10 protein-coding genes are annotated in these 15,866 nt (G+C 59.8%); 8 read left to right on the forward strand and 2 right to left on the reverse strand.

Annotation, left to right across the window (positions count from 1 at the left end; translation table 11 throughout):
• Nucleotides 1-70: 70 nt before the first annotated feature.
• From FX982_RS13505 to FX982_RS13525, 5 genes are all read left to right on the forward strand, one after another.
• Nucleotides 71-3,877, forward strand: a complete 3,807-nt coding sequence (locus FX982_RS13505) for a bifunctional nitrate reductase/sulfite reductase flavoprotein subunit alpha (RefSeq protein ID WP_172611134.1) — start codon at nt 71-73, stop codon at nt 3,875-3,877.
• A gap of 192 nt (nt 3,878-4,069) precedes the next feature.
• A complete protein-coding gene (locus FX982_RS13510) occupies nt 4,070-4,855 on the forward strand; it encodes an FKBP-type peptidyl-prolyl cis-trans isomerase (protein WP_122537478.1) in 786 nt (261 codons plus the stop codon).
• Nucleotides 4,856-5,270: 415 nt separating this feature from the next.
• Nucleotides 5,271-5,720 carry a YkvA family protein gene (locus tag FX982_RS13515; RefSeq protein ID WP_122537479.1) on the forward strand — a complete coding sequence of 150 codons (450 nt, stop codon included), beginning with the start codon at nt 5,271-5,273 and terminating at the stop codon, nt 5,718-5,720.
• A 144-nt stretch (nt 5,721-5,864) separates the two neighbouring features.
• On the forward strand, nt 5,865-6,221 hold the full coding sequence (locus tag FX982_RS13520; protein ID WP_172611135.1) for a helix-turn-helix domain-containing protein: 357 nt from the start codon (nt 5,865-5,867) through the stop codon (nt 6,219-6,221).
• Nucleotides 6,218-6,592: a hypothetical protein gene (locus FX982_RS13525; RefSeq protein WP_172611137.1), complete on the forward strand. Its 375-nt coding sequence runs from the start codon at nt 6,218-6,220 to the stop codon at nt 6,590-6,592. Before FX982_RS13520 ends, FX982_RS13525 begins: the two co-directional genes overlap by 4 nt.
• Nucleotides 6,593-6,902: 310 nt before the next feature.
• On the opposite strand, the gene FX982_RS13530 is transcribed toward FX982_RS13525, so the two are convergent.
• Both FX982_RS13530 and FX982_RS13535 read right to left on the reverse strand, forming a co-directional pair.
• On the reverse strand, nt 6,903-8,693 hold the full coding sequence (locus FX982_RS13530; RefSeq protein ID WP_172611139.1) for a bifunctional diguanylate cyclase/phosphodiesterase: 1,791 nt from the start codon (nt 8,691-8,693) through the stop codon (nt 6,903-6,905).
• Nucleotides 8,694-8,812: 119 nt separating this feature from the next.
• Entirely contained in the window at nt 8,813-10,894 is a 2,082-nt protein-coding gene (locus FX982_RS13535; protein WP_172611140.1) for a carboxy terminal-processing peptidase, read from the reverse strand.
• A gap of 145 nt (nt 10,895-11,039) precedes the next feature.
• Here FX982_RS13535 and FX982_RS13540 point away from each other — a divergent pair, with 145 nt between their 5' ends.
• The 3 genes from FX982_RS13540 (at nt 11,040) to FX982_RS13550 (ending at nt 15,594) form a co-directional block, all read left to right on the forward strand.
• On the forward strand, nt 11,040-12,002 hold the full coding sequence (locus FX982_RS13540) for an NAD(P)H-quinone oxidoreductase (protein ID WP_172611142.1): 963 nt from the start codon (nt 11,040-11,042) through the stop codon (nt 12,000-12,002).
• 88 nt (nt 12,003-12,090) lie between these two features.
• Nucleotides 12,091-13,515 (forward strand): hypothetical protein, encoded by a 1,425-nt coding sequence (locus FX982_RS13545; RefSeq protein ID WP_172611144.1) that lies wholly within the window; start codon nt 12,091-12,093, stop codon nt 13,513-13,515.
• Between the two features lie 60 nt (nt 13,516-13,575).
• Entirely contained in the window at nt 13,576-15,594 is a 2,019-nt protein-coding gene (locus tag FX982_RS13550) for a hypothetical protein (protein ID WP_172611145.1), read from the forward strand.
• Nucleotides 15,595-15,866: the final 272 nt, after the last annotated feature.

Consider the following 15,866-nt stretch of genomic DNA (forward strand, 5'->3'; position numbering starts at 1 on the left):
GGCGCCGTGTGCTCTCCGTTTTTCAACGGATGAGAACAGGGCGTCTTTTTTTGCTTTCAGGAAACGGAATATGGCGAGCAGCAGCGTAAAGAGCGTGTGTCCTTATTGTGGCGTCGGTTGCGGCATCGTCCTGCAGGTCGAGGACAACCGAGTCATCAAGGTGGTCGGCGACAAGACTCACCCGAGCAATTTCGGCCGTCTGTGCACCAAAGGCATCACCTGCGGCCAGGCGATTGCCGAGTCGGGACGGATGGAGTTCGCGTACATCCGCCGTCAGCGCAGCCACGAGCCGGTGCGCGCTGCCATGGACGCAGTGATCAGCGAAAGCGCCCGGCGCCTGCGCGGGATTCTGGATCGCGACGGCCCGGGCGCATTGGCGTTCTACGTCTCGGGGCAGATGTCCCTGGAGGCGCAATACCTGGCCAACAAACTCGCCAAAGGTTTTGTGCGCACCGCCAATATCGAGTCCAACTCGCGGCTGTGCATGGCCAGCGCGGGCAGCGGCTACAAGCTCTCGTTGGGCGCGGACGGCCCGCCCGGGTCCTACGATGATTTCGACAAAGCCGATCTGTTTTTCGTGGTCGGCGCGAATATGGCTGACTGTCATCCGATCCTGTTCCTGCGCATGATGGACCGGGTCAAGGCCGGGGCGAAGCTGATCGTCGTCGACCCCCGGCGCAGTGCCACTGCCGACAAGGCCGGCCTGTTCCTGCAAATCAAACCGGGTACTGACCTCGCGCTGCTCAATGGCCTGTTGCACTTGCTGGTGGAGAACGGCGACACCGACGCCGATTTCATCGCCTCGTTCACCCAGGGCTGGGACGTCATGCCCGGCTTCCTCGCCGCGTACACGCCCGCGTACGTCGCACAGATCACCGGCCTGGGCGAAGCAGAAATCCGTCAGGCCGCGCAGATGATCGGCGCGGCGCAGGAGTGGATGAGTTGCTGGACCATGGGCCTGAACCAGAGTACCCACGGCACCTGGAACACCAATGCGTTGTGCAACTTGCACCTGGCGACCGGGGCGATCTGTCGGTCCGGCAGCGGTCCGTTTTCCCTGACCGGCCAACCGAATGCCATGGGCGGAAGGGAAATGGGCTACATGGGCCCAGGACTTCCCGGACAGCGCTCGGTGTTAGTGGACGCCGACCGCCGCTTCATCGAAGACCTCTGGCGCATCCCCGAGGGCAGCATTCCGCACCAGCCCGGCGGCGGCACCATCGACCTGTTTGAGCAGATGCGCGACGGCGTGATCAAGGCCTGCTGGATCATCTGCACCAACCCGGTGGCCAGTGTCGCCAACCGCACCACGGTCATCGACGCCCTGAAAACCGCCGAGCTGGTCATTACTCAGGACGCCTTCCTCGACACCGAAACCAATCGCTACGCCGACATCTTGTTGCCGGGCGCGCTCTGGGCGGAAGGGGAAGGGGTGATGATCAACTCCGAGCGCACCCTTAACCTGACACAGAAAGCCGTCGATGCGCCGGGGCAGGCCTTGCCCGACTGGCAGATCATCGCCAGCGTCGCCTGTGAAATGGGCTTCGCCGACGCCTTCAGTTACGCCTCGGTAGAGGAGGTGTTCGAAGAAATCAAACAGGCCTGGAACCCCGCCACGGGCTACGACATTCGCGGCGCAAGTTATGGGCGGCTGCGGGATCAGTCTTTGCAGTGGCCGTGCGCGCCAGATGACGAGACCGTGCGCAGTCCGATTCGCTACCTCAGCGATAGCGGTGCGGGCCCAGTCAAGGAAGGCGTCACGCCACGGCGGCCGATTATATTTCCCACCGCAAACGGCAAGGCGGTATTTTTCCCACGTCCGCACATGCCGCCGGCTGAACTGCCTAACGATGCATTTCCCATGGTGCTCAACACCGGCCGCCTGCAGCACCAATGGCACACCCTGACCAAGACCGGGAAAGTGCCGACGCTGAACGCGCTGAATGCACGCCCGTTCGTCGAACTGCACCCTGACGATGCCCTTGCGCTGGGCATCCGCGAAGGCGATGGCGTGGAAATCCGTTCCGCACGGGGGCTGGCGGTGTTGCCTGCGGTGATCAGCAACCGTGTCCTGCCGGGCAACTGCTTCGCGCCCTTTCACTGGAATGACGTGTACGGCGAAAAGCTGGCGATCAACGCCGTGACCAACGACGCCGTCGACCCGATCTCCCGGCAGCCCGAATTCAAGTGCTGCGCGGTCGCCTTGCGCAAGGTCGAGCTGATCGGGCATCGCTTCCTCGATTTGCCCCAAGCGGCGGCCGAGACGCAGACGGCACCCAATCATGCGCCGCTGTTGACGCTGCTTTGGGCATCCCAGACCGGGAATGCCGAAGCGTTGGCCCGGCAGTTCGGCGACCGGTTGAAGACTGCCGGTGTGCCGGTTCAGGTGGCGGCGATGGACAGTTTTTCTTCCGAGCGTCTGGACCAGCTGCAGAACGTCGCGCTGATCAGTAGCACGTTTGGCGATGGCGAATCTCCCGACAATGGGCAACGATTCTGGCAAATACTGGCTGCCCGGAACGAGCGTCTGGAGTCGCTGCGCTACGCCGTTCTGGCGCTCGGTGATTCGAGTTACGACCGCTTTTGCCAGCACGGCAAGAACCTCGACCAGCGCCTGCAACAGCTGGGCGCTTCACGGCTGATCGCCAGAGTCGAGTGCGACGGCGAATACCAGGCCCACGCAGACAGCTGGTTCACCGGGTTGCAGCAGGCGCTGTCGCTGAATCTTCCTACCCCGTCGATCAGCGATGAAGCGCAGCTTTGTGGGAACCAGCCTTCAAGAACACAGCCCCATCTCGCGCGTTTGTCGCTCAATCGGCGACTGAATGGGCACGGTGCCGCCAAGGACACGCGGCAACTGGGGCTGAGCCTTGAGGACTCGGGGATGACCTATGAAGCGGGCGATGCCTTGGGGGTCTGGCCGCGCAATTGCCCTGAGCTGGTGAACGAACTGCTCGAACTCACGGGGCTGAACGCCGACCAACCGGTGCGCGGCATAAAGGCTGGCGACGTGCCGCTGGGTCAGGCGTTGGCCGAGCAATTCGAAATCGCGCGACCTGGCGCAGACACCTTGGCGTTCATCGCCGAGCGTAACGGCAGCAATGACCTGAAAACACTCCTGACCGAGCCGTTCAAAAGCGAGCTGAAGGACTGGTTGTGGGGCCGACAGTTGACCGACGTGTTGCGCGAGTTCCCCATCGCCTGCTCTGCGGAGGAATGGCTTGACCATCTCAAACCGCTGCAGCCCCGGCTTTATTCGATCTCGTCGAGCGCCAAGGCGCATCCCGATGAAGTCCACCTGACGGTTTCCGCCGTGCGCTTCGGTCTGCGCAAAGGCGTTTCATCGACCTTCCTGGCGGATCGTGCGGGCAATTGCAAGGTGCCAATTTTCCTGCAACCTACGCGGCATTTTCGCCCTCCGCTGGATGGAGATGTGCCGATGATCATGATCGGCCCAGGCACCGGGGTGGCGCCGTTCCGGGCGTTTCTACAGGAGCGGCGCGCCCGCGGCGACCGGGGCCGTAACTGGCTGTTCTTCGGCGAGCAGCATCAGGCCACCGACTTTTACTACCGCGACGAACTGCAAGGCCTGCAGCAGGACGGCCTGCTGACCCGGCTGAGCCTGGCGTTTTCGCGGGATCAGGCGGAGAAGATCTACGTTCAGCAGCGCATACAGGAGCAGGGCGCTGAACTCTGGCGGTGGCTGGAGGAGGGTGCGCACCTGTACATCTGCGGTGATGCTTCGCGGATGGCGCGGGATGTCGATCAGGCGCTGCGTCGCGTGATCAGCGAACAGGGCGGCGTCAGCCTGGAAAAAGCGGCCGAACAGTTGCGCTGTCTGACCGAGCAAAAGCGCTACCTGCGGGACGTGTATTAGCCCCGTTCACTCACCCTGCGGTTGGCGGCTGAACCGTAACTGAACGGATTTCTCGATCAAACAAGAAAACCTTTGGATACCTGAACTTATCTGCCTTTTCTCCCTCTCATGCCGGTAGCCATTGATCGCGGCAGCCTGATAAGCTCGCGGCTTTACTCGTTTGCCCTATTGGCGCATGAACAAGGAAACAGAATGAAACAGCATCGGTTGGCAGCGGCGATTGCCCTGGTCGGTCTGGTACTCGCGGGCTGTGACAAGCAAGCCAGCACCGTTGAGCTGAAAACCCCGGCCCAGAAAGCCTCTTACGGCATCGGCCTGAACATGGGCAAAAGCCTGGCTCAGGAAGGCATGGACGATCTGGATTCCAAAGCGGTAGCGCTGGGTATCGAAGACGCCGTTGGCAAGAAAGAGCAGAAGCTCAAAGACGAAGAGTTGGTTGCAGCGTTTGGCGACCTGCAAAAGCGCGCTGAAGAGCGCATGGCCAAGATGAGCGAAGAGTCGGCAGCCGCCGGCAAGAAGTTCCTCGAAGAAAACGGCAAGCGTAAGGAAGTCACCACCACCGCTTCCGGTCTGCAGTACGAAATCATCAAGAAAGCCGACGGTCCAGTACCGAAGCCGACTGATGTCGTGACCGTTCACTACGAAGGCAAGCTGACTGATGGCAAAGTGTTCGACAGCTCTGTTGAACGCGGCAGCCCGATCGATCTGCCAGTGAGCGGCGTGATCCCGGGTTGGGTCGAAGGTCTGCAGCTGATGCACGTTGGCGAGAAGGTCAAACTCTACATCCCTAGCGAATTGGCCTACGGCGCACAAAGCCCTAGCCCAACCATCCCGGCAAACTCGGTTCTGGTCTTCGACCTGGAACTGCTGGGCATCAAGGACCCTGCTGCTGCAGGCGCCAATGATGCTGCTGGCGCTGATGAAGAAGAAGAGGCTGCCCCGGCCGCCGAACCGGCCAAGCCAGCCGCCAAGAAGTAATCATTCGACCGCCTGATTACCGCTTGAAAGAAATGCCCCGTCTCGACGGGGCATTTTCATTTCCGGGCCTATTTGATCGAACCGGCTTGAAAGAGCAGAGTCCCATGTCGGTCAGTAACGGTGTGTTAAGCCGGGATTTGTCGGAGGCTGAGAGGCATTTATTGAGCCGTAGCTAGCCTCACAGACCGAATGAGTCAACGGTTTTTGCGGGTTTTTATGTGTGTAAAAAACGCGCGATCTAAGCCCAGGCCCGGTAGAACGGGCGTTCCGGGCTCGAAAAGCAGGTCTGTTCACAAGGTTATCCACAATTTGTGTGGATAACCTTTGGGCGCAGAATCGGCTGCCGGGTCGGTAGGCTTCAACACCATACACGTGAGACAGCAGGTCGATTTTTATCGGTAATTGTGGAGTGGATATGAAAGCACCCTGGAATCTCATTCGTTATCTGCCCATGGCCAAGCGCTTGATGGCGGCAGGTCGTTTGCCCGCATTGCTGTTTGCCGTGGCAGGCAAAACGGCCAGTGAAGGCGGTCGACTGGGGAAGATAAAAGACGATCTGAAACTGCTTCAAGCGTTGTGCCTGGCTTACTGGCGCGGGGAATATCGCGCCATCAGCGGTAAGGCGATTCTCTCGATCGTGGCCGGCCTGATGTATTTCATCAGCCCTCTGGATGCAATTCCTGACTGGATTCCGGGTCTGGGGATGCTGGACGACATCGCCGTGCTGGCGTGGGTGATGAAGCACCTCGAAGCCGAACTCAGCGCGTTTCGTGCCTGGCGCGCGTTGCAGAACCCGGAAAAGCTCGCGGTGGTTGAGCGTTTGCCGGCAACGCCTGTCTTGCTGGAGCATGAGAAGAAGATTTGAAGACGGCCTTGCGTCGCTGATCAGTGGCGGCGGCAGCACTCATTGATTCCGCACACGCCAGTCGTCGCTGACCGCTGTTAAGATGCCGCCCATACTTAGAAAAATACTACGTGAAGCGCGTTTTTGTCCTACAGGGGTGTTGGTATGGATCTTCAGGTTATTTCGCGCGATGGAGAGCCGGAATATGCGGTGCTGCCATGGGCGCAGTATCAGGCCCTGTTGCGCGCGGCGGGTGTTGCGCATGGCCCGGAGTCCGAGTCTGCCACTCACGCTGAGGGCCATCGCGAACAGCCTGCTGCCGCAGTTGACCTTCCTTCTTTCGATCAGCTAGGTGCCCTGCGCGAGGCCAAGGGCCTGGAAGTGGCGCAGCTGGCCCGCGCAGTTGGCATCAGCCCGTCTTATCTGAACCTGATTGAAAGCGGCGCCCGTGAGCCGGACGCGGCCATTCGCCGGAGTCTGGCGTGGGAACTGGGTGTTGCGGGCTGGCGGGGTGAGGCATGAGCGTGCGCATCAGTCGCCAGCATTGGGACGGGTTGCTCGCCGAACTGGACCTTGCCCGTCGCCAGCGTCATCTGGTGACCTATCGCGCATTGCTTGAGCGGTTACAGTTGCCCACTCCCGCCATGCAAACCCTGACCGCCGCCCTTGAACACCTCGCCGCCCTCGACGCCCGCGCCGAGCAGCCATTGCGCAGCGCGTTGGTCATCAGCCAGGGCGCCAGCCGCCTGCCACGCACGGGTTTCTTTGAATGCGTCGAACGTCTTGGCCGTTTCTCCGGCCCCTCTGACGGCATCGCTGCTGCCTCCTGGCACGCCTCGGAAGTGGCCCGAGTCTTCGAATTTGAGTACCCGCAACCGGTGAAGCCTGAATAGAGCAGGTTCTGGTTTGAGACTTGCCGGACTATCGCCTTCGCGAGCAAGCTCGCTCCCACATGATCTGGGCTGTACTCAGGATTCCGGTCTGATCTCGGATCCCTGGAAGTGATCAAGGCTGACTTAGGGTCAAGGTTTGATCTCGGACCTGTGGGAGTGAGCTTGCTCACGAAGAGGCCATCACACTCGCTGGAAATTTAGCGGCTGAAAGAACGCCTTCGCGAGCGAGCTCACTCCTGCAGGGTCAGTGTCGCACTCGGGATTTCGAGATTGACTCCCACCCTCAACCCGATTTCGTAATACCGGCAACTCACCCCAAAACCGCCTGATTCAACGTCGCCATCACCTCCGCCTCTCGCGTATTGATCACATGCACACTCGCACCCATCACCTCCTTGGCGTGGTGCTTGGCCTGTGAGGCCAGTTCGGCGAGTTGGCTGGCGTCGAGCGTCGTGCAGACTTCCGGATACAGATGCACGACGCCGATGGACAGCGACAGCAGCGGGAATTCCTGGCGCTGGCCCTGGCGGTTGAGTGCCACGAAGCAACCGGCCTCCAGATGTTCGGCACGGTAGAAGCGTCGGCACTGGTTCTGAAAGTCTTCCAGCAGCATGTACAAACGTTTGCGCCAGTCGTCCGAGCCCAGCACCATCAGGAAATCATCGCCGCCGATGTGGCCGACAAAGTCGCGACTCTGGTCGATCCGGTCGTTCAGGCATTGCGCCAGGCACAGCAACACCTCGTCGCCGCGCCCGTAGCCATAGATGTCGTTGAAAGGCTTGAAGCTGTCGATGTCCACGTAGCAGATCATTGATTCGCGGCCCTGCTGCAATAGACGGGTCAGGCATTGCTGAATCGGCACGTTGCCCGGCAGCAGGGTCAGCGGATTGGCGTAGCGCGCCTGTTGAATCTTCACCTCGGTGATCAACTTGAGCACATCGATGACTCGGCCCAGCCCGAGGTAGGCGCCGTTCTGCATGATGATGAAATCTTCTTCGATGCGTTGCCGCGCCCGACTGGTGATCAGTCGGCTGACCTGTTGCAGCGACTGACTCAACTCGACGGCAAGAAAATCATCGCTCATTAACCGGCTGATCGGCTTGCGCGCGTACAGCTCGGTGGCGAACGGCTGCAGCAGCACGTCGGACAGCGAGTGGCGGTGGACGATGCCGATCGGCTGATGCTGCTCATCCAGTACCGCCAGCGAGTTGAGATTGGCCTGCTTTCGAAACGCTTCCAGCACTGTGGCCGTGGGCGTGGTCTGCACCACCGCCGGCTGCTCGTTGAGCAGGGCGCTGAGGTCACTGGTTTCCTCGGTCAGGGTCGCGGCGGAAGGGTCGATTTTCGGCAGCAGCGCACGGGCGTCCCGGGGCGGAAACTCTTGGGGTCGGCAGAGCAAATAGCCCTGAACCAGCTCGACGCCCATGTCGATCAACACGGCGAGTTCTTCCTGCAACTCGATGCCTTCGGCGATCACCAGCGCCCGCGAGGCCTTGGCCATCTGCAACATGGAACCGACAAACTCGCGCTTGACCGCGTCCTGATGAATGCCATCGATGAAATGCCGGTCGATCTTCACGTAATCCGGGCGCAACTCGGACCACAGCCGCAGGCTCGAATAGCCTGCGCCCAAGTCATCGAGGGCAATGGAAAAGCCCATGTCCCGATAGTGATACAGCGCGTTGTAGAGCAGACCGAAGTCATCGGTTGGTGTTTGCTCGGTCAGTTCGATGACCACGCGGCTGGGCGGGATCCCGTATCGCTGCAACAGCTGCAAGGTGCGCCCCGGCGGGTGCGAGGCTTCCAGCAGCGACTCCGGCGAGATGTTGAGAAACAGCTTGCCCTCCAGCTTCTGTTGGCTGAAGCGACGACAGGCCGACTCGCGGCAGGCGAGTTCCAGTTCGCTCAGGCGCCCGGCCTGACGGGCCACGGCGAACAGGTTCAGAGGGGAATGCAGCGCGCTGTTGGAAGGGCCGCGAGTCAGGGCTTCGTAGCCGAGAATGCGCCGATCCGATAGCGACACAATCGGTTGGAACAGGCTGTGCAAGTCGCCGTGAGTCAGGATCGAACTCAAAGCGCCCAGCTGTTCAGTCACGGTCATGGCAATCTCGGGGCAAGAAAAAGGGGCTGGACGCCTGTGGCGCCGAGCCCCGCTATTTCACGACAGATTCATGACTATTTGATGACGATTTGCCATCATTTAGTCATGTTTAATGCTGTTTACTTCTTTGCCACTGAACCGCTCAAGCCCAGATAGTCGAGCAAGATACGCCCGGTTTCGGCCAGGTAGGCGTCATCCTCGGGTTTAGTCTTGTCGTCGTCTGAAGGCAGCGCGTCTTCGTCTTCCTTCTTCAGCTCTTTCAGCGGCTCTTCGCCCTTGGCTTTGCGACGCACGTTCTCCATCGCCAACTGCTGGCTCTCGATATCAGCGTGTTGCTTGCGGCGTTCGGCTTCATTGAGGCTAACGGTTTTTTCGCTCATCAGCTTCTTCGCCAGCGCGAGTTTTTCTTCGATGAAAACAAACTCGGCGTCCTTGGCCGAACGCACGTCGTGACGCGATTGCAGCTGGGCGAGGAACGGTTTGAACGGATCCACCGCGGGCTTGATCGCCGGCTTGATGGTGTCGTAGGTCATCGCCTCAGGCAGCGCGCTTTCGCCGATTTCCTTGGTGTCGATGATCGATGGATAACCAATGTCCGGCAGCACGCCCTGATGCTGGGTGCTCTGGCCGGAAACCCGGTAGAACTTGGCCAGCGTGAGTTTCAGTTCGCCATGGTTCAGCGGCTGAATGGTCTGCACGGTGCCTTTGCCGAAGGTCTGGCCGCCGATGATCAGCGCGCGGTGATAGTCCTGCATGGCGCCGGCGAAAATCTCCGAAGCCGAGGCCGAGAGGCGGTTGACCAGCAACGCCATCGGGCCTTTGTAGAACGCACCGCTGTTCTCGTCTTCCAGCACATCGACCTTGCCGTCGGCGTTACGCACCAGAACGGTCGGGCCTTTGTCGATGAACAGACTGGTCAGCTCAGTGGCTTCCTGCAGCGAACCACCGCCGTTGTTACGCAGGTCGATGACTACGCCGTCGACTTTCTCGGACTGCAATTCGGTCAGCAGTTTCTTGACGTCGCGGGTCGTGCTCTTGTACTCGGGATCGCCAGCGCGGTAGGCCTTGAAGTCCAGGTAGAAAGCAGGAATCTCGATGACGCCCAGTTTGTAATCCTTGCCGTCCTGATTCAGGTGCAGGATGGACTTCTTCGCCGCTTGCTCCTCGAGCTTCACCGCTTCGCGGGTGATCGAGACGATTTTGGTGGTCTGGTCGCTTGGCGCATTGCTGGCCGGGACGATTTCCAGACGCACGACCGAGCCTTTCGGACCGCGGATCAGTTTGACCACTTCATCCAGACGCCAGCCGATCACGTCGACCATCTCTTTGTCGCCCTGGGCAACGCCGATGATCTTGTCGGCGGTCGCCACTTGCTTGGTCTTGGCGGCAGGGCCGGCCGGCACCAGGCGGACGATTTTGACGTTGTCGTTGTCGCTCTGCAGGACAGCGCCGATCCCTTCAAGGGAAAGGCTCATGTTGATGTCGAAGTTTTCCGCACTGTCCGGTGAAAGGTAGTTGGTGTGCGGGTCGTAGGACATCGCGAAGGTATTCAGGTACGCCTGGAACACGTCCTCGCTACGGGTCTGGCCCAGACGGGCGAGTTGGTTCTTGTAGCGCTTGGTCAGGGTTTCCTGGATCTTCGCCGGGTCTTTGCCGGCGATCTTCAGACGCAGAACCTCATCCTTGACGCGCTTGCGCCAGAGGTCGTCGAGTTCGGCTTCGTTCTTGGCCCATGGCGCGTCCTTGCGATCAACCAGCAAGGTTTCCTGGGTGTTCAGGTCGATCTTGTCGACACCCTTGTTCAGCTGCGCCAGGGCGAAATCCAGACGCGACTTGATGCGGTCCAGATAACGCTTATAGATAGTGAAACCTGGGGCCAGGTCGCCGCTTTTGAGGAAGTCGTCGAACTGGAAACGCCACTTGTCGAACTCGGCGATGTCACTGGCGAGGAAGTAGCTGCGCGCAGGATCGAGAAGTTTGAGGTAGCTCTGATAGATGATTTCCGAGCGCTTGTCGTCCAGCGGCGGCTTGCTGTAGTGGTGGCGCTTGAGCAGTTCCACGACATTCAGACTGGCGATGACTTCATCGCGATCAGGTTGAAGATTATCCCAGCTGTTGGCGGCGAACGAACTGGCCGACATTGGCAGGACAGTCAGGCCAACGAGTAATGCAAGGGTGGTGCTGGGTAAGAAATGCTTCATGCTGATTCGACGCGGGGACAATTGATAACGCATATTAGGCCGTCTTTGGAGGTCGCCGGTTCGGTCAGAACACGGTCGCATAATGCAAAAAGCCCAATGGCCGTGAGGCACATCGGGCTCAGTCAAGACTCACTATGGAGGCACCGTGAAAGCATTGCAAGGCGTGGAAGGTCGTGTGGAATGGGTTGATGAGCCATCGCCGACGCTGGATGTAGGACAAGTCCGCATCAAGGTGGCAGCCGCCGGACTTAATCGTGCCGATTTGCTGCAACGCTCGGGGCATTACCCGCCACCGCCGGGTGTGACGGAAATCCTCGGCATGGAATGTTCAGGTGTGATTGCCGAGGTTGGCCCGGGCTGCGCCTGGGAAGTCGGCGACCGCGTGTGCGCGCTGGTTGCGGGCGGTGCAATGGCCGAAGAAGTCGTGGTCGACGCCCGGCATGTGCTGCCGGTGCCCGAGGGGATTTCGCTGCACGAAGCGGCGGGGATTCCCGAGGTGTACGCCACCGCCTGGCTGAATCTGTTCCAGCTGGCCGGTCTCCAGCCCGGCGAAAAAGTGTTGCTGCACGCCGGAGCAAGTGGCGTTGGTTCAGCTGCCATTCAGCTGTGCAAGGCGTTCGGCAACCCGGTCTGGGTCACCGTGGGCTCGGCGGAGCGGCTGGCGTATTGCGAATCCCTCGGCGCCCAGGGCGGTGTGCTGCGCAATGAGAACCTCGACGCGTTGAACGACTTTGCGCCGTTCAACGTCATCCTTGACCCGGTGGGCGCCAATTACGCGGCGCTGAACCTCAAGGTGCTTGGCGTTGACGGTCGTCTGGTACTCATCGGGCTGATGGGCGGAAGCAAGTCCGAGCTGGATTTCGCAAAGGTGCTGGGCAAGCGCATCCATATCCTCGGCTCGACCCTGCGCAGCCGCGACGACCAGTTCAAGGCCGACCTGCTCAGCGATCTGGGCCAGCACGTCATGCCGCTGTTCACCGAAGGCCGCTTGAAGCCGCAACTGGCGCGCAGCTTTCCGATCAGCGAAGCCGAAGCGGCCTACGCAGAGCTCGCCACCAATCAGGTGTCGGGCAAGGTCGTGCTGGTGATCGACGACCGTTTGATGTGACCCTGCTTTTGCCGTTTCCGTTCTGTATGGCAGTACCTCGTCTACCGACCGGTGGTGACCCGTACTGTCATTCCTGACAGTAGTCAGTTTGGCCCATTCGGTTCTCAATAAAGCCTTGTTGCGTTGCTTGGTCGGCGGGTGCCGGCTGAGAACGTTCATCGGACGAGGTGAGGACAGGATGGCCAGGGATCGGAAAGCGCAGTCGCTAACACGACGAACAGGGGATGGATCAAAAGCACTGCTGGCAATGCCTGAAGTGCCGGCAATCATTGATCCAAACGATCCTGAAGGCTTGGTTTCCACCGGTACCCAGGTCAATGATCTAGAGGTGCTGGTGCCGCTTTGGCCGTTTCCGGCCGGACCGGGGGATATCGACCGACTGGACCTGTTCTGGAGCGGTGTGACCAGTGATACACCCGTGGCCACTGCGAATTTTCCTGGACCGGTCGATCCCGCAACCTTTCCTTTCTCCTTGAAAGCCGACAAAAACATTCTGCAACCGGACGGCCAGTACCAGCTCTGGTACACGGTCACTACTGACGCGAATGACACTGCACCTTCCGAGCGTCGTACCGTCACCATCGACACCCGCCCGCCCAGCTATAACCAGCAGTTGATGCCCTTGTTGTTACCTGATGATCTGGTGGGCGGGGTGATCAACGAAGCGTACCTGGCCAGTCATGGCGATCAGGTAGAGCTGCGCCTGCCGAGCCCTGTGTATCTCGACGCGAAAGAAGGCGATGTCGTTGACCTTTACTGGTCACAGGACAACCCGCCAACGACATCGGTTGTGGCCAGCGTGACGGTGACCCAGGCGCAGATCGAGGCAGACGATATCCGCATCAGCCTGCCCGGCGACGCCGTGCGCGCACCGGACCGGGATGGCAATTTCTACGCCACTTACAAAGTACGAGACCGTGCCGGCAACGAGACCGACTCGTTCTCCCGTGAAACGCCCGCTGCCGTTGCGCTGAAGCCGCTGCCGGGGGGCGATCTCCCCGAGCCCGATTTTCCGGAAGCGGATATCTACGGCTACATCAACTGCAATAACGAGCCCTGGAATGGCATTACGGTACGGGTCACCTTCGTTCGTAACCTGTTCGAGTACCAGGACCAGATCACACTGTATTGGCAGGGCTATCACACGTTGAACGGCCACGATCCGATCGCGGGCACCGAGGGCGTATTTGCCAGAACGGTCAGCGTGAAGAACGTGACAGACGGTTATCTGGACATTTTGGTCGAGCCTTTCATTCCCCACATCGAACCCATCCTTGAAGGATCGGCGCTGGCCAGTTACCGGTTGACGAAAGTCGGCGGGCACTCGGGCGCGTCCTACGAGGGGCTAGTGAAGATCAATCGCACGTTGCCCAGCGGCGAGATCTGCGGCCCCGTGATGCAGGCTGTTCAGTCTGGCTCGCGCAGGGAGGGCGGGTGCAAGGCCTGTCGTCTGTTCACTCGATTCATCGCCCGCGTGTTGCAGACGCTCGGGCGTGGCGGCAAAGGGCAGTAACGCTGGAAACCCAAGACGCGCCAGGCGGGATAGGCGCGAGTCAACTCAAGGAGAAAAGACATGAGCAACTTATCAAGCAAGCAGACCCGTGTGCTGGCCAGTGCACTGGCGCGTGCCGTCAACCAGCAGGACCAGGCCAGTAAGAAACGCCTGTCTACACTAGCGAACCTGAGTGCGCCGATTGCGCCGGTCTGGTGGGGCGGCGACCCTGCCTTCGCAGGCCTGGTGCCTCGGGATGAGCAGGAAAAGGACATGCCGATCAACATCCCCCAGTGGCCTAACGGCGCAGGCCAGGGTGAGAACGACTACCTTCAGTTCGAGTGGAAACTGTCAACCTCGGGGACGTGGCAGAGTGCCCAGGGCGTGATCCCGATTGCAGGTCCATTGCAACCCGGTGACTTCCCCATGGAGCTGCAGTTGAGCAAATCCAACTTTGCTGTTCAAGGCACCTTCGACTTGCGCTACACCGTCACGAACGAGGCGGGCAATACCGCAGAATCGGATATTACCCAATTCATCATTGACAAGACTGCACCCAACTATGGTCAGGCGCCGGATGCGGCGACGTTTGTAGACCCTGTCGTCATCAGCGACGGCATCACACAGGATTACCTGGATGCCCATGGCGGGCTGGAGCTGGTCATCCCGGCCTATCAAGACGAACAGCCGGGCGATAACCTGGAGGTTTATGTTCATGAGGTCGGCACAAGCCCGACTAAGCCAGTGTTTACCGGGGTGATTGATTCGAGCCGGCAGATCATGGTACCGGCTGATGCCTTTTCCGGTTTGCTGGATGGCCTCATCTATGTGTCCTACCGACTGGTCGACAAGGTGGGTAACAAAGGCGCTCCCGCGGATAACGCGACAGCCGGCCTCTTTCTCAATCCGCTTCCGATTGCTCCACTGGCCGCACCCAGCGTGCCCAAAATCGTGGATGACAGCGTTCTGCAACTTGCCGACATTGATCTGGTAAATGTCGCCTTGGTTGAAATTGATCCGTACCCGAACGCGCTTGAAAACGACCTTCTCGTTCTCACTTGGGGCAGTGCGGCACTCAAGGTGACTCACAGGATCACGGACCCTTTTGCGACGATCTTCCTCAATGTTCCCTACGAAACCATACTGAAGCCTGCCTATGGCACGGCGACCACGGTGCTGCCGACCCCGGTGAGCTACGTCGTCGAGCGTGGCGACAAAACGTTCGCCTCGGACACCGCCACCATCAATGTGGATTTCTTCGTCCCTGGACCCGTGAACCCGGATCGGCCGGATCCAGTAAACCCCGACCTGCCAAGAGTCACGGTAAAGGGCGCGGTTTCTACAGTCCCTAACGTGCTGACGGATGTCGACGTCGGCGGCGACGTTACGGTAACGCTCAAGCTGTACGACCCTATCGGGACCGGCGAGGAGATGGTCCTGTTTTGGGGTGATTCCACGAAAGAGGTCGCCAGGCTCAGCCCTGTAGTGGGGACGGCGGGTGATGACTACGATTTCGTTCTGGATTGGGACGCGATCAAGGACCTGCCCAGCAGCACGGCAGTGCCGGTGTTCTATACCGTTGGGCGTATTACTCCCCCCGGCAATATCGAGGCCTGCGTGCCGACTTTGGTAGATGTCAGCGCAGCGCTGCCGATCAAGCTCGCCAATCCCGAGTTTCCCCTCGCGGCCCGGGCGCCGGACGGAACACCCATTCTCAACTGCAGTACGCACTTCGGCCCTGAACAGTTGGTTCGTGTGCGCATCCCTGCAAATCCAAACCTGCAGGGTGGTGAAACGCTTGACTTCACTTGGCAGTGCTACACCGACAGAGCAGGGACACAACCGGCGGGCGCCGCGTCGACATTCTCGAAGACCATCACTGCGGAGCAGGTCGCTGACGGTTTTACATTCGATCAAGGGCCGTTTGATGAGTACGTCCTGCCAACCGGCTTGAACGGGTCGATCAGAGTGACGTATGTGTCTGTTACCACGCCGCCGATGCAGGGGGAGACGCTGATCAGAGCATCGGGTCTGAACGCAGCGGGCCAATGTCCGCCTAATACCCTTCGTGCATTTGGGGCGGGTGGATGCGGCTGTTAAGTGAGTGAGCTCAACTTGAGATCGAATGTACAGATTCTTTAGTTGGGGTGATAAAAGACAAGGCCGCGCTAAACGGCCTTGTCGTTTTCTCAGGCTTGTTTCCGCATTTTTACGATGAGCGGTAGTTAATGCTAATTGTAGGAAACTACGCTCAATAGGTTAGGAAACGTCCTACACGAATAACAATTTGAAGAATGTAGTCTTCGCGCCTTTGTCCTGCGGAGCTTCTCTCTACTCCGTGGGAATGGCGATATTCCCAAGGAGCTAGGCAT

It is taken from the genome of Pseudomonas graminis (assembly GCF_013201545.1).
Lineage (GTDB): Bacteria > Pseudomonadota > Gammaproteobacteria > Pseudomonadales > Pseudomonadaceae > Aquipseudomonas.

Bases quoted from the DNA above. Each gene is read 5' to 3' on its own strand.
- FX982_RS13530 (WP_172611139.1), bottom strand. From the start codon at position 8,693: ATGACCGTGACTGAACAGCTGGGCGCTTTGAGTTCGATCCTGACTCAC.
- FX982_RS13515 (WP_122537479.1), top strand. From the start codon at position 5,271: ATGAAAGCACCCTGGAATCTCATTCGTTATCTGCCCATGGCCAAGCGC.
- FX982_RS13505 (WP_172611134.1), top strand. From the start codon at position 71: ATGGCGAGCAGCAGCGTAAAGAGCGTGTGTCCTTATTGTGGCGTCGGT.
- FX982_RS13535 (WP_172611140.1), bottom strand. From the start codon at position 10,894: ATGAAGCATTTCTTACCCAGCACCACCCTTGCATTACTCGTTGGCCTG.
- FX982_RS13550 (WP_172611145.1), top strand. From the start codon at position 13,576: ATGAGCAACTTATCAAGCAAGCAGACCCGTGTGCTGGCCAGTGCACTG.
- FX982_RS13520 (WP_172611135.1), top strand. From the start codon at position 5,865: ATGGATCTTCAGGTTATTTCGCGCGATGGAGAGCCGGAATATGCGGTG.
- FX982_RS13525 (WP_172611137.1), top strand. From the start codon at position 6,218: ATGAGCGTGCGCATCAGTCGCCAGCATTGGGACGGGTTGCTCGCCGAA.
- FX982_RS13510 (WP_122537478.1), top strand. From the start codon at position 4,070: ATGAAACAGCATCGGTTGGCAGCGGCGATTGCCCTGGTCGGTCTGGTA.